We start from the raw sequence: 13,781 nt of genomic DNA on the forward strand, positions 1-13,781 counted from the left end.
CTACCTCCCATCAGGCTGCTCGGTCCCCGCCTCGGTTGCCACGGCGGCGGCGCCGCTTGTACGGAACTGGATTTTCCGCGGGCGCAGGCGGAACAATGTGGCCAAATCAGCAGCTCCGGAACGCTCCCGACTGGCAAAATGCCCGCTGATAGGCACCAAGTTCTTCGATCACCCGCCAAATGCAGCGGATTGTGCAATGAATGCCCGGGGGGACGAATAATACCAACGGCCCAGACCACTGACCGCTTTCGCGTGGATTTCTGGTCGGCCATTCCTGGTGATTACGTCCCGAAAAACGGTCATCGGACAGGGCCGTTGGTATAAGGCGGGGTGAACCGCCATACGAGCGGTTTCCCAGAAGCGCGGCACCAGATCCGCCTCCGTTCAGCTATGCCCCGCCGCATCGCCTCCATCTCCCGGTCTTCACGAGCACCTCCACCCGTCCGCGTGTTCAGGCGACAACGAGGTCCGCGCCAAGCGCCCCCGCGCCGGCAGCGTCGATGCCGGCGAGCGCGGCGTTAACCCGATGGTAACCAGTTGTCCCGATAGTTGCGGCGATCGCCGGATTATCCGGCCAGTGCCGGAGTGTGCCGTGATGCCAAGCCTTGCCTCCCTGCGCCTTGCCCCGAAGATCGGCCTGTCCATCGCCCTGTTCCTGCTGCCGATCGCGCTGATCCTGGCCTTGCTGGCGAGCGGCCAGAACAAGGACATCGCATTCGCCTCGATGGAGGTGTCCGGCGCCCGCGCGCTGGCGGTGCTGGGCGGCATTCAAGCCGGGATCGATCGCGCGCTGCAATCCAACGCGAGCTATACGCCGCAGGGCGGCGCCGAGCTGGCATCAGCGGACTTCGCCACGTTGTCCCTTGGCCAGGACGCCACCGGCCTGGCGCAGGTGCTGCGGGACGCGGAGGGCGCCGCCCGCCTGGGCACGGCCCGCGCCGGCTTGCGCGACCTGCAGTCCAGGGTCGGCGACCACAGTAACCTGATTCTGGGTAACGTGCTGGACACCTACTACCTCACCGACGTCGTGCTGAACCGCCTGCCCGACCTGCTCGACCGCCTGGCCGACATCGGCAAGCTCGCGGCGGCGCAGGGAACGTCGGTCGAGGCGCGGGCGGAGTTCCTGATTGCCCTGGGTGAACTCTCGGCGGTGCTGGACGGCCTGGACGCCTCGATGCACGCCACCGCGAACGACGATCCGACCGGCCTGCGCAAGACCACCTTGCTGCGCGATTACCTACCCTTGCATGCCGATCTGGCGGCGCTGGTCGAGCGGCTGCACGCCTCGGCCGACGCCGGCGGAAGCGCCGCCCTGCTCGACCGCTGCGCCGGCTTCATGCAGCAGGCGACTGCCGACCTGGAGCGGGCGCTGGCCGGGCGCGTGTCGCACCTGGGGATGGTGCAAGACCTGGCGTTCGCCGCGACGTTCGTGCTGTTCGGTCTCGCCGCGGCCGGCATGCTGCTGGTGATCCGCAGCGGCGTGGTGCGGCCGGTGAACGCCCTGTGCCTCGCCACGCGCCGCCTGGCGCGAGGAGAGCTGGACGCCCCCGTGCCGCTGCGCGACGCCAGCGACGAGGTTGCCGAACTGGCCCGCGACATCGCCGCGTTCCGCCAGGCGCTGATCAACAAGGCCGGGCTGGAAACCGATCGGGTCCACGCCGCGCAGGTGCAGAGCCAGCGGCACGCCGCCATCGGCAACCTGACGCGCGACTTCAACACCGCCATCGGCGGCCAGCTCTGCGGCCTGAGCAGCGCGCTGCAGCAGATGCGCGCCACGACCGATGCCGTTGCCGCCCGCGCCGAAGGCACCAGCCGTGACGCCGGCGATCTCGCCGGCCGCGCCCGGCTCGCGGACCAGAACACCCAGGCTGTCGCCGCCGCGACCGAACAGCTCGCGGCCAGTTCGCGCGAAATCGCTGCCGCGGTGGCGCGGTCGACCGAGGCCGGCCGGCAGATGCAGGCGCAGACCGAGCAGGCCGGCAGCGTCATGGCGGAACTGACCGAGGTGGTGGACGGCATGGCCCGGGTGATCGAGCTGATCAGCAGCATCGCCAGCCAGACCAACCTGCTGGCGCTGAACGCGACGATCGAGGCGGCACGGGCCGGCGAGGCGGGCAAGGGCTTCGCCGTGGTGGCCTCGGAGGTGAAGGCGCTGGCTGGGCAGACGGCGCGCGCCACCGAGGATATCGGCCGGCAGGTCGGCGCCGTGCAGGGCTCGGCCGGCCGCGCCGTCGACCTGATGCGGCTGGTGGCCGGACAGGTGGGCATGGTGGAGGCGAGCGGCACCGCGATCGCCGCCGCGATCGAACAGCAGGGCAGCGCCACGCAGGACATCAGCCGCAACGTGCAGGAGACGGCGCTGAGCATCCAGGAAGTGGCGCAGCGCATGGGCGGCCTGGGCGACGATGCGGACGCGACGAAGGAAAGCGCCGAGGTGATGATGGCCTCTTTCCAGCGGATGGCGAACCAGGCGGATGGCCTGCACAAGGAAATCGAGGCCTTCCTCGGCTCGCTGGCGCAAGCCGCCGATCGGCGGATGCACGAGCGGCATCCGGTGGATGATGCGGTGGAGATCACCTCGGCCGAGGGGCAGGTTTTCCAGGGGCGCGCCACCGACCTTGGCGAAGGCGGCGTGGCGGTGCACTGCAATGCCTCGTGGCCTGCCGGCGAGGACGTCAGAGTCGGCGGGCTGACGTCGCAGCCTTTGAGGGCGCGCGTGGTCGCCTCCGGCAACGGCCTGCTCCGGCTGCACTTCTGCTACGACCTGCAAACGCAGGCGGCAATCGAGGCACTGATCAGGCGACGCTTTCCTCCGGCGGTCGGCCAGGCGGCCTGATCGTCGGGAGAGTGCCATCGGTCATGGCGGGTCGCCCCATGTCTTCGGCCATGGTCGCTGCTGTTTCGTCATGGCGGGCGGGACCCCCGGCGGCGGTGGAGCCTGGATTGGGGACCGCTCTCAACACGGAGAAAACGAAGGACCTCCGAGGGCCACGAAGGGTGTGAACGGGTCAGACAACGAAGCGCCGCAGGCCATCCTTCAGGAATGCGGCACGAATGCATCCGGACAGACCCGGGTCGATCCCGCGCTGCACCACGATTGCCCAACGACGATGCGGTTCGTCCGGTCCCGACAGGCCAGCAAGGTCCGGTCTTCGTGGCCCTCGATGGTCCTTCGTTTTCTCCGTGTTGAAAATTTCGAGGCTCTTGTCGGGTTCCGGGGTGGACGGGTGAGGCGTCCCACGGCCCCGAAATCCAACCAGAACCGTGTTGAAAAGGTCCACGACACTGCCCTGTCGAATGACGTGCGCCCCCGCTGCGGCAACAGCCCTGCTGCATTTGCGTTCATCTGCGGTTCCATTTCTGCTTTGGAGCAGCACATATGCGTTGGAACATCCCTCCCGCCGCCAGGCTGATGCAGGAACCGCAGATGAACGCAAATGGGCCGGTGGTGAACTGGACCTCCAACCGTACTGTCGGCCGCGCGCCGATTGTTGCCAGGGCGCTCGGTTGCGGTTTTCAAGGCTCCTGCCGGGCGCCGGATGGGCGGTGAAGCGTCTCACCACCCCGAAATCCAACAAGAGCCAATTTTGAAAGCCTAAACAAGCACGAGCGGTTCCGGATGGCGCTGCTACTACCCGCCGCGGATCCAGCCCCCGGACTTTGCCGGCCATGGCCAAGACAAACGGCGAAGAGCCCTCCTCCACGTCCACGCAGAGTCGGCTCCTGTGCGTCTGTCCTGGCGCGTCCGAGGGCGTTTCCCGGTATGACTACTGGTGCCGGTTTTCCGATGACGTGGTCGAGCGCCCAGCGGGCGGGCTGACGTGCGACTTGGTCTCCCGGCCGGTATCGCCCATCGTGGTGGTCTTCAATGCCGAGCCGTTCGTCGACGACATATGCGACCGGGTGTCGTTGGAGGTTACCGCGCCGGCGGTGGCGGCGGTGTCCGGGCGGCCGGATGTCGTGCTCTTCAGCGCCGCGCCGTTGTCCGGCCCCTTGTTCTGCTGTGCCAGGCTACCGGCTGCGGAGAAAGCCAGCATGCCAGCCGCCAACAGCATCGTGCGTGAGATCGGAGACATTTCTGCGTCCTTTCAACCGAATGGCCGCCTTGAACACTTGCGGCGATGTCGGGTGAACGATGTGAAACCAGTTGCGCATTGCAGCATCACGCAGACTCGACAATGGCTGCGACGGGCTCGCCCTGACATGTCTTGTCAATAACAAACACCCAGTTGCGGCCGTTGGTTTGGACGCGCGCTCGTTGGCCTGCCGTCATGGCGGATGCAGGTCCGCCATGACGATGACGGCGCGCCGACCTGGCCTTTTCTCCGATCAGCGCGTCACGCCAGCAGCGCGGCGGCCTCGTGCAGCGTCAGCGGCCGCGTGCCCAGCAACGCGTCGCCGATCGGCCGTTCCCACGCCGCCTCCTCGGGCGCCAGCGGATCGGCCGGCGACAGGCGATGCGCCAGCACGCACCGTGCCACCAGGGCACGCCGCGCGTCGGCATCGGGCTGGGCGCCTTCCCAGGCCAGCAGCACGGCGCTGGCGGCGTCGTACAGCGCCGTCGCCGCCTGGCGCGCCAGGGTCTCCTGCCCGGACGCGGCCACCCGCTCGGCCAGGGCGACGGCGCGGTCGAGCGCGGTGCCCAGGGCGTTGCGGAACGGCGCCGGCAGGGCCGCGGCGGCCTCCAGGCGGTGCCGCAGCATCGTGTGCAGGGCATGCTGGGCGCCGGTCCTGCCGACGGCGCGGGTGATGACGTCCAGTGCGTTGATGTTGCTGGTGCCTTCCCACAGCAGGCCGACCTGGGCGTCGCGGATCAGGCGGGGATTGACCCAGTCCTCGATGTAGCCGTTGCCGCCGCGCGCCTCCATCGAGCCGGTGGCGACGGCGACGTTGTCGCGGCAGGCGCGCAGCTTCAGCAGCCCGGTCAGGATGCGCAGTTCCTCCCTGGCGCCGCGGCCGAGCGCGTCGGCGGTGCACAGTGCCATCGACAGCGCCTGCTCCGCCGGCACCACTATTTTCATCAGTTGCCGGCGCATCAGCGGGAATTCGGCGACCGGACGGCCGAAGACGATGCGGCCGCGGGCGGCAGCCAGCGCCTCGTTCAGGCAGCGGCGCATCATCGCGGCGGCGCGCACGCCGTGCGATAGGCGCGAGAGGTTCACCTGCTGCATCATCTGCTTCAGTCCCTGGTCCTCCTGCCCGACCAGGTAGGCCTCGGCGCCGTCCAGGCGGATTTCGCCGCTGGCCATGGATTTGGTGCCCAGCTTGTCCTTCAGCCGGACGATCCGGTAGGCGTTGCGGGCGCCGTTGCGGGTCCGGCGCGGCAGGGCGAACAGCGCCAGGCCGCCGGTGCCGGCGGGGGCGCCCTCGGGGCGGGCCAGCATCAGCGCGACGTCGGCGTCGGTGTGCGAGCAGAACCACTTGTCGCCGTACACCCGCCAGGTATCGCCCTGCCGGCGTGCCACCGTCTCGATCGCGCCGACGTCGGAGCCGCCGGCCTTCTCGGTCATGAACTGCGTGCCCTTCCACAGCGTGGACAGGTCGTCCGACAGCATTTGCGGCAGCAGGTAGTCCTGCAGCGCGTTGCTGCCGAAGGTGCGGATCAGGTGGATCGAGGTGTCGGTGACGCTGATCGGGCACATCAGGCCGAACTCGGCCTGCACGAACAGGTACTGGAACGCGTACTTCGCCACCGGCGGCAGCGGGCGGTCCATGCCCAACACGCCGCCGCGGTGCGACATGGCGTGGAACTGGAAGTCGCCGAAGGCGATCCGCTCCATCTCGCGATAGGCCGGGTGGTACTCGATCCAGTCCTCGTCCCGCCCGAATCGGTCCCGCGCATGCAACACCGGCACATGCCGATCGGCCTCACGCGCGAGGGTGTCGAGGCGGCCGCCGGCGAGTTGGCCGAGGCGCTGGTAGTGCGGCGTCAAATGCGCCAGCACCGACGCCGGCAGATACAGCCGCAGCAGGTCGCGCAGCCCGGGGTCCACGGCATAGAAATCCATGCCGGCGCAGTCGGGAGCGATCCAGTCGGAACCCGTACGGGGATGGTCCGGGCGCATGCGTTCCTCCACGATTTTTCGTTGATCCGCTCTTGCGGCGACGGATACCGCGTGGACCCGGATCGGCCAAATTGCAAGAACGTGCGGGCCGAAGGCCATGGGACGGAGGGCGCTGATCTTGCCGCCGTACATCCGCTCGTGCGACGACAGGGCAACCGCGCCGCTCAACCCAGTCGCCGGAGACGCACCATGGATCAGTCGACCCTCGACGCCCTGCTCGGCTTCGCCCCGGATTACGACTCGCCGATCCCCTACATACGCCGCACGCGCGCGTATTACGCCGCCATCGGCTACACCACGGCTTACCGTTGGGCGCATTATCTCGCCGCCCCGTTCACCCGGTTGGCGAAGCCGCTCGGCCAGTGCACGGTTGCGATCGTCACCACCGCCGCGCCGTACCAGCCGGACAAGGGCGACCAGGGGCCGGGCGCGGCGTACAACGGCAGCGCCAAGTTCTACAGCGTGTATTCCGGCGACACGGCGCAGGACCACGACCTGCGGATCTCGCATATCGGCTACGACCGCATCCACACCGCCGCCACCGACGGCAACACCTGGTTCCCGCTGCCCGCCCTGCGCCGCGCCGCCACCACCGGCCGCATCGGCGCCGTCGCCGCCCGCTTCCACGGCGCGCCCACCAACCGCAGCCAGCGCGTCACCATCGAGACCGACGCGCCGGAAATCCTGGCCCGCATCCGCCAGGACGGCGCCGACGCCGCCATCCTGGTGCCGAATTGCCCGGTCTGCCACCAGACCTGCGCGCTGACCGCCCGCCATCTGGAGGCCAACGGCATTCCCACCGTGCTGATGGGCTGCGCCAGGGACATCGTCGAGCACGCCGCCGCGCCGCGCTTCCTGTTCAGCGACTTCCCGCTGGGCAACAGCGCCGGCAAGCCGCACGACGTGGCTTCGCAGGACCGGACCCTGGCGCTGGCGCTGGACCTGCTGGAAGCCGCCCCCGGGCCGCAGACCACGATGCAGTCGCCGCTGCGCTGGAACGAAGACGGACGATGGAAGCTCGACTACCTGAACCTGGAGCAGCTTGGCGAAGAGGAACTGCAGCGCCGCCGCGCGGAGTTCGACCGCCAGAAGGAGCTTGCCCGCCCGAACCGGCCCTCGGATCAGCCGGTGAAGGCGGCATGACCGCCCGCCCGTTCAGCGGCGTCCGCATCCTGGACTTCACCCAGGTGCTCGCCGGCCCCTACGCCAGCTACCAACTCGCGCTGCTGGGCGCCGACGTCGTCAAGATCGAGCGCCGCGGCGGCGAGGACATGCGCCGCACGCCGCTGTCGCGCCAATGGTCCGGGCGCAACATGGCCTCGGCCTTCCTCGCGGTGAACGGCAACAAGAAAAGCCTGACGCTCGACCTGCAGAAGCCGGCGGCGCGGGAGATCGTGCTGCGGCTGGCGGAAACGGCCGACGTGGTGATGGAGAATTTCCGCGCCGGCGTGATGGACCGCCTCGGGCTGGGCCACGCGGCGCTGTCGGCGGTCAATCCGCGGCTGATCTATTGCGCCATCTCCGGCTTCGGCCAGACCGGCCCGTCCAGCCAGGAGGCCGGCTACGACGGCAAGATCCAGGCGATGTCGGGCATCATGGCGATCACCGGCCACCCGGAGACGGGGCCGACGCGCGCGGGCTTTGCCGTGTGCGACATCCTGTCGGGGGCGACGGCGGCGTTCGCGGTGTCCTCGGCGCTGTTCCAGCGGACGCAGACCGGGCGCGGCCAGTTCATCGACGTCTCGATGCTGGAGGCGAGCCTGGCGTTCCTGAGCACGCAGATCGCCGACTACACCGTCGCCGGCCATCATCAACAGCAGGCGGGCAACCAAGCGGTCAGCCGCAAGGTCACCGCCAACCTGTTCCGCGCGAAGGACAGCTTCCTGCTGCTGGCGGTGAACGACGAAAAGCAGTACCGGGCGCTGATGACGACCATCGGCCGCGCCGACGTGCTGGACGATCCGCGCTTCGCCGACTGGTTCCTGCGCAGGCAGCACGAGACGGAGCTGCGGGCCATCATCGAATCGGCTCTGGCGGCCGAGGACGCCAAGGTCTGGGAACGGCGGCTGAACGACGTCCACGCGCCCTGCGCCTCGATCTGGAAGATCGAGGAGATCATCGACCATCCGCAGGTCGCCGCCCGCGGCGTGCTGCAGACGGTGGACAGCCCGTATGGCCCGCTGCGGCTGATGGGCCCGGGCTTCCAGATGGCGCATGGCCGCGGCCGGTTGGATCGGCTGGCCCCCGCGCCCGGCGCCGACACCGACTCCGTGTTGGCGGAGCTTGGCTACGGCGCGGCCGATATCGCCGCGCTGCGCGCCGAGGCGGTGATCTGAGCGGCATGACAATCCCGCCGCCGGACCTGGACGTCGCGCTCTGGCGCAAGGCCAGGCGGCCGGAGCTGATCGCCCGGCGATTGGCGCTGTCCGCCGAGGACCGCGCGGCCGCAGGCGCCCGCATCACCGCCCGGCTGGAAGCGGCGCTGGCCGAGGCGCCCGCCCGGCTTGTCGGCTTCTACTGGCCGTTCAAAGGCGAGTACGACCCGCGCCCGCTGGTGCGCTCTCTGCACCAAGCGGGCGTGGCGCTGGCGCTGCCGGTGGTGGTCGGCAAGGCCCAGCCGCTGATCTTCCGCCCCTGGTGGCCGGGGGTGGCGATGACGCACGGCGTCTGGTCGATCCCGATCCCGGCCGGCGGCGAGCCGGTGCAGCCGGACACGCTGCTGGTGCCGCTGGTCGGCTTCGACGGCGGGAACTACCGGCTGGGCTACGGCGGCGGCTTCTACGACCGGACCATCGCGGCGATGCCGATCCGGCCGCGCGCCATCGGCGTCGGCTTCGGCTGCACGCGGCTGGATACGGTGTATCCACAGCCGTATGACATCCCGATGGACCGGATCGTTACCGACGACACCGGCTGATGCCGGCGACCACGCCGCCGCCGGGCGCCACGGGTATCCGGCTAAAGCGCGCGCCGGAAGAATCGACCCTGTTGAACGTGGCGGAGGGTGCGCCGCCGCTTGCCTTGGCCATGGGCCGCAACGACCGGGGGGCTGGGTCCCTGGCGGATGGTGCCAGCGTCATCCGGAACCATCCTTGCTTGTTGATCCTGCCGTGATTTCAACACGGAGAAAGCGGAGGGCCACCAAGGGCCACGAAGACCGGACCTTGCTGGCGGATCGGGACCTGGCCAGGCGCAGGATCGGGCTGGCGCATCGCAGCACCGGCGCAGGCGTGCCCGGATGCCGCGTGCCTGAAAGCGGGGCCGCACTGCTTCATGGCCTGACTCGTTCACACCGCTTCGTGGCCCTTGGTCGTCCTCCGTCGTCCTCCGTGTTGAAAATCGGTCGGCGATCCAGGCTCCGCCGCCGCCTTCGACCCACCCGGGACAGTCGCACCGCTTGCAAACGCCCGTTGCCGTTCGGCCCGCCATGGTCCGCAAGGGCTGGAGGAACAGGCGCTGAATCGCCGACGGGCGGCACTAAACCGCGTCCACTTTGAGAACCATAGTTCTGGCGGCGCGCAATCAGGAAGGGCGCCGATACCCAGCGCCTCAGGTCCGAACTGCCGGACTATGGTTCTCAAAGTGGACGCGGTTTGGGCCGGCTCAGGACAACGGCCCGTCCGCGAATAACCGCTGCCCGTGGCGCGTTGATCGAGGGTCCGGCCGCACGACGCCATCATGGCCCAGGCGAGCCGAATCATGATGAAACGGCGACGCCGCCGATCCGTTTTGTGCCGGCCCGCCATGCTGGCGTACGCGATACGACCCGCCGAACGCGCGATCGGCGCTAAACCGGCCGCGTGGCGATATACAGCCACTCCATCGGCAGCAGGCCGTAGGTCACCTCCAGCGGTGGTGTCATACGGAACGTATCCACCTCGAATCCCGCCTGCCGCAGCCGATCGGCGAAGTCGAGGCCGTAGAAGCGGCGGTGATCGGGGGCGTTGAAATGCGCCTCGCGCTCGACCGGGTCGGTGATCGACGGGTCCTCATACGTCTCGGCCCGGGTCGGGTTCAGCGGCACGGTCAGCAGGGCGATGCCGCCGGGCACCAGCACGCGGACCATCTCCTGCATCGCCAGGCGGTCGTCGTCGATATGCTCCAGCACGTGGTTGGCGATCACCACGTCGTAGGTCTGGTTGGCCATCGGCAGGCAGGTGATGTCCACCGAGTGCGTCACGCCGCGCTGATGCAGGTCCGCGGTTTCGTAGTGCGGGTTGCCCTGCAAGGCGCGGCGCAGCGACTTCTCCGGCGCGAAGTGCAGGATGCGCTTGCCGTCCAGCCGGTTGACGCCGCCCTCGGTCGCCCACAGCCACAGCAGCCGGTGCCGCTCGCGGCTGCCGCACTGCGCGCAGCGCGCGTCCCAGCGCGCCGGATGGCCGACGCTGACCATCACGCCGTCATGGTTGCAGATCGGGCAGAGCCGCGGCAGTCTGCCGTGGGAGAACTGATGCCTATCGCGAAACCAGGCGCTGAGCAGCCGCCGCCGGATCGTCCAGTTGGATGACGCCATGCCCACCACGCCACGTTCTATCGTCGTTGCCGAATGTGGCTGATCGTGCAGCCAAAACCCACCTGGCGCCGGCTCGCTCATGGGCATGAATATCGTCAAAGCCACTCTCCTCACATGTTGGAAATATGCTGACACCTGCCTCACGCTGTCAATGAACCGGTCCTTCCCGGCGGCGGCCCCGGTTGCAGTCCCTTCGCCGGTGATGCAACCGGGATACAGCCCGGTGCCACAAGCGGGCGCGGCGGACGAAGCCGTTGCTTCCGCGTTGACCTTCGCGGGTGCGGCGATGAAAAGCCCGCCCATGTCAGACTTTTCGATTCCATGGGTCGTGAGCGAGGGCTACGCCGGCCTGTTCTCGCAGGCCGTCGGCCTGGCCGAGCGGGCCGGCCTGCCGCATGAGTTGCGCGTCCTGAAACCGCCGGCGCCGTGGAAGTGGATCACCGCCCGGTTCTGGCCCGACCCGCTGGCGAAGGTCGCCGAGACCATCCAGGCGCCGTTTCCGCCGTTGCTCATCGGCGCCGGCGGCATGGGCGGCGCGGTGCTGGCGGCGCTGCGCCGCTCCTCGCTGCGGGTGCAGGTGCAGAACCCGCGCATCGACCCGGCCCGCTTCGATCTGGTGGTCGTCAACCACCACGACGAGATGACCGGGCCGAACGTCATCGTCACCCGCACCGCGCTGCACCGGGTGACGCCGCAGCGCCTGGCCGCCGAGGCCGAGCGGTGGCGCGACCACTTCGCCCCGTATCGCCGCCCCCTGGTCGCGGTGCTGCTGGGCGGCAGCAACGGCCGCTACCGGCTGGACCGCAGCGTCGGCGCGAAACTGGCGGCGGACCTCGCCGGCATGGCGCAGCGCGACCGGGTGGGCATCGTCGTGACCCCCTCGCGCCGCACCGACCCGGCAGTCACCGAGCTGATCCGCGAGGCGCTGCGGCCGCACGGCGGCTGGGTGTGGGATTTCCTGGGCGACAACCCCTATTTCGGCATGCTGGCGCTGGCGGACATGATCGTCGTCACCCAGGACAGCGTGTCGATGATCTCCGAGGCCGCGGCGACCCCTGCGCCGGTGATGTTCGCGGCGCTGCCGGGCTCGTCGCGGCGGCAGGGGATCTTCCTGCGGATGATGATGAACGAGGGCCGCATCCGCCCGTTCGCCGGCCGCTTTGTGCAATGGCCGGTGGCGCCGCTGGACGACACGCTGAAGGCGGCGACGGAGATGCGCCGGCGCCTGGGAATCTAGGGCAGCGCGCCGGCAATGGCGGCCGCGTTGGATGTGGCAGGAGGGTCTCCGCCTTTGGCCACCATCGGCAGGGGATGAAGGCTGGGGGGCTGAAGCCGGGGCGGTGGCGGTGCGTCTCGCGGAACCGTTCGTGCCTGCGCATTCTTCCTTGTTTTTCAACACGGAGAAAGCGGAGGACCACGAAGCGCCACGGAGACCGGACCTTGCTGGCTGTTCGGGACCGGACGAACCGCATTCCTGGGCTGGCGGCGAAAGCGTTTCGCAGCGTCGGCGGGCGTGCCCGGAGAAGTTTATGCTTTGCACCTGACGTACGGCCCGCGCCGCGTCGTCGTCTGAGAGCCTTGAAGTCAATCGGCTTTCTGGACGATTCCAGGGGCCAACGCCAAATCTTACAGGCGTTTACAGCAAACCGCTGGCCGGTTGAGACGAACGTGCCGGATCGGCAGCGACAGCCCGTGGAGGCGTCCTAGCCGCCCGGGCGGCTACGGTGCGCCCGCACCGCAACTGGCTGCGGCGTTGGCGGCCAATCGGCGATGCCGTACTGGCTGAAAATCCGCGGATTTCACCACCACAGAGACAGTAGAGTCGAGGGAGAGCGCGGTATCGCTTGCGCAACCCGTCTCCCCCCCGCTCATCAACCCGGACGTGCGGATTTCCCGCATCCGGCTTTCCGACTGGCTTCGCGGCCGTTCAAGACGTAGCCCCACGCCGTCGACAGTGACGCAGTCGCGGCGCGCCAAGCTCGCCGAACACCGCGGTCATCGTAAACGGCCCAATCGCCCGCGCAGGCAATTTATGGCGCCGAGCCAGGAAGTTCCGCACGCGGTCATAGACATGCGCTTCAATGGCCTTGTCCGTGACATAGTGAGAGCCGGGACTGAAGTAGCCGCACCAGCCGCGCAACACCCGGGTCAGCGTCTCGCATACGTCGCTCCACGCTCCCATGTTGCCTGGCACCAGGATGTCCCCGGCTCTCTCCTTCAGACGTTGAACGCTCTTCGCCGACAGACTGGCGCCGATGAACGGCCGCCCCGTCTGGATGGCCTCCGTTGCACTGCGTCCCGGCCGGTAGCCATAGGCTGCCGGGTCCAGATCCGCTTCGAAGCATGCCCACGGGCTGGCGAAGCCAGTCCCGAGGGATGGGTTCCAGCACCAGTTTTGCCGCGGTCTGCACCACCCGGTCCCGGATTGTCGGGATCCCCAGGGGCCGTTCCCCGCCGCCGGCCTTCGGGATCATCACCCGTCGGACCGGCTGGCACCGATACGTCTTCGCACGTAGTTCCTCGCCCAGCCGGGCCAGCCAGTCCTCTCGACCTGCTGCCTCGATCCGTTCGAACGTCACCCCGTCCACCCCTGGTGCCCCGTCGTTGGCGCGAGCCAGGTCGTATGCATGGCGCAGGATGTCGGCCCGCCGGATCTTGTCGTAGAGCAGATAGAACCGGTAGCCCGGCTCGGCTTTCGCCTTGTCGTAGAGTTTCCGTTGCAGAGTCCGGACCGCATCGGGTGTTTGCAGGCTCATCGCCAATCACCGCCGCCTCATCGGCTTCAGAAACATACCAGAAGTCAGGGTCCTTCCCTCCACCGGCGTTACCCGGCTTCAGCGGTACTACGACCCTGTCCGACGCCCGCCAGGACCGCTGCCTGCGCAGCGCTGCGGCCGCTACCCTCATCCCCGGAACGGGCCTCCCCCGCTTGCACAATCCCCGTCTCGACGTGCTGTGCCCCTTACCCCGGCGGACTGTCCCGGTGCGTCTGTCGGCTGCTTCCCGGTCCATGCTGCCTTCCCCGTACTCTGGGCGGGTCGGCGTCCACAACTTCCCTTTCGGGGCCTGCTCAGGCTTCACTCACGTTACGGCCCATCGAGTCGCTCAACCGCCAGAAGCGGCCTTTGTCGCAGGGCTTCGATACGGCCAATTGCCCAACCGCACCGCCTGCCAGCTACCGGGCCAACCGACCATTGCCCGGG

Annotated in this window: 9 protein-coding genes; 5 read left to right on the forward strand and 4 right to left on the reverse strand. The window is 68.8% G+C overall.

What is annotated here, in order from left to right; genetic code table 11:
* Window positions 1–595: 595 nt before the first annotated feature.
* The gene (locus CCS01_RS09980) at window positions 596–2,836 is read left to right on the forward strand and encodes a methyl-accepting chemotaxis protein (protein ID WP_104518681.1); all 2,241 of its coding nucleotides are present in this window, start codon (window positions 596–598) and stop codon (window positions 2,834–2,836) included.
* A gap of 931 nt (window positions 2,837–3,767) precedes the next feature.
* On the opposite strand, the gene CCS01_RS09985 is transcribed toward CCS01_RS09980, so the two are convergent.
* Both CCS01_RS09985 and CCS01_RS09990 read right to left on the reverse strand, forming a co-directional pair.
* Window positions 3,768–4,076, reverse strand: a complete 309-nt coding sequence (locus CCS01_RS09985; protein ID WP_146101652.1) for a hypothetical protein — start codon at window positions 4,074–4,076, stop codon at window positions 3,768–3,770.
* 261 nt (window positions 4,077–4,337) lie between these two features.
* Window positions 4,338–6,065, reverse strand: a complete 1,728-nt coding sequence (locus CCS01_RS09990; RefSeq protein ID WP_104518689.1) for an acyl-CoA dehydrogenase family protein — start codon at window positions 6,063–6,065, stop codon at window positions 4,338–4,340.
* Window positions 6,066–6,254: 189 nt separating this feature from the next.
* Here CCS01_RS09990 and CCS01_RS09995 point away from each other — a divergent pair, with 189 nt between their 5' ends.
* Genes CCS01_RS09995 through CCS01_RS10005 form a run of 3 tightly spaced genes read left to right on the forward strand, consistent with a single transcriptional unit; the run spans window position 6,255 to window position 8,982 of the window.
* Window positions 6,255–7,208, forward strand: coding sequence for a glycine/sarcosine/betaine reductase selenoprotein B family protein (locus tag CCS01_RS09995; protein WP_104518683.1), 954 nt, complete (start codon window positions 6,255–6,257; stop codon window positions 7,206–7,208).
* Window positions 7,205–8,401, forward strand: coding sequence for a CaiB/BaiF CoA transferase family protein (locus CCS01_RS10000; RefSeq protein ID WP_104518684.1), 1,197 nt, complete (start codon window positions 7,205–7,207; stop codon window positions 8,399–8,401). Before CCS01_RS09995 ends, CCS01_RS10000 begins: the two co-directional genes overlap by 4 nt.
* 5 nt (window positions 8,402–8,406) lie before the next feature.
* Window positions 8,407–8,982: a 5-formyltetrahydrofolate cyclo-ligase gene (locus CCS01_RS10005; RefSeq protein WP_104518685.1), complete on the forward strand. Its 576-nt coding sequence runs from the start codon at window positions 8,407–8,409 to the stop codon at window positions 8,980–8,982.
* 870 nt (window positions 8,983–9,852) lie between these two features.
* Here the strand turns inward: CCS01_RS10005 and CCS01_RS10015 are convergent.
* Window positions 9,853–10,578, reverse strand: coding sequence for a class I SAM-dependent methyltransferase (locus CCS01_RS10015; protein ID WP_158258323.1), 726 nt, complete (start codon window positions 10,576–10,578; stop codon window positions 9,853–9,855).
* 301 nt (window positions 10,579–10,879) lie between these two features.
* Here CCS01_RS10015 and CCS01_RS10020 point away from each other — a divergent pair, with 301 nt between their 5' ends.
* A complete protein-coding gene (locus tag CCS01_RS10020) occupies window positions 10,880–11,815 on the forward strand; it encodes a mitochondrial fission ELM1 family protein (RefSeq protein ID WP_239992091.1) in 936 nt (311 codons plus the stop codon).
* 690 nt (window positions 11,816–12,505) lie between these two features.
* Here the strand turns inward: CCS01_RS10020 and CCS01_RS36035 are convergent.
* Window positions 12,506–12,907 carry a group II intron maturase-specific domain-containing protein gene (locus tag CCS01_RS36035; protein WP_408887481.1) on the reverse strand — a complete coding sequence of 134 codons (402 nt, stop codon included), beginning with the start codon at window positions 12,905–12,907 and terminating at the stop codon, window positions 12,506–12,508.
* Window positions 12,908–13,781 lie beyond the last annotated feature (874 nt).

It is taken from the genome of Rhodopila globiformis (assembly GCF_002937115.1).
GTDB classification, from domain to species: domain Bacteria; phylum Pseudomonadota; class Alphaproteobacteria; order Acetobacterales; family Acetobacteraceae; genus Rhodopila; species Rhodopila globiformis.

Excerpts from the sequence above, each read along its gene's own strand:
- CCS01_RS10020 (WP_239992091.1), top strand. The coding sequence starts at position 10,880 with ATGTCAGACTTTTCGATTCCATGGGTCGTGAGCGAGGGCTACGCCGGC.
- CCS01_RS09985 (WP_146101652.1), bottom strand. The coding sequence starts at position 4,076 with ATGTCTCCGATCTCACGCACGATGCTGTTGGCGGCTGGCATGCTGGCT.
- CCS01_RS09990 (WP_104518689.1), bottom strand. The coding sequence starts at position 6,065 with ATGCGCCCGGACCATCCCCGTACGGGTTCCGACTGGATCGCTCCCGAC.
- CCS01_RS10000 (WP_104518684.1), top strand. The coding sequence starts at position 7,205 with ATGACCGCCCGCCCGTTCAGCGGCGTCCGCATCCTGGACTTCACCCAG.
- CCS01_RS09980 (WP_104518681.1), top strand. The coding sequence starts at position 596 with ATGCCAAGCCTTGCCTCCCTGCGCCTTGCCCCGAAGATCGGCCTGTCC.
- CCS01_RS10005 (WP_104518685.1), top strand. The coding sequence starts at position 8,407 with ATGACAATCCCGCCGCCGGACCTGGACGTCGCGCTCTGGCGCAAGGCC.
- CCS01_RS10015 (WP_158258323.1), bottom strand. The coding sequence starts at position 10,578 with ATGGCGTCATCCAACTGGACGATCCGGCGGCGGCTGCTCAGCGCCTGG.
- CCS01_RS09995 (WP_104518683.1), top strand. The coding sequence starts at position 6,255 with ATGGATCAGTCGACCCTCGACGCCCTGCTCGGCTTCGCCCCGGATTAC.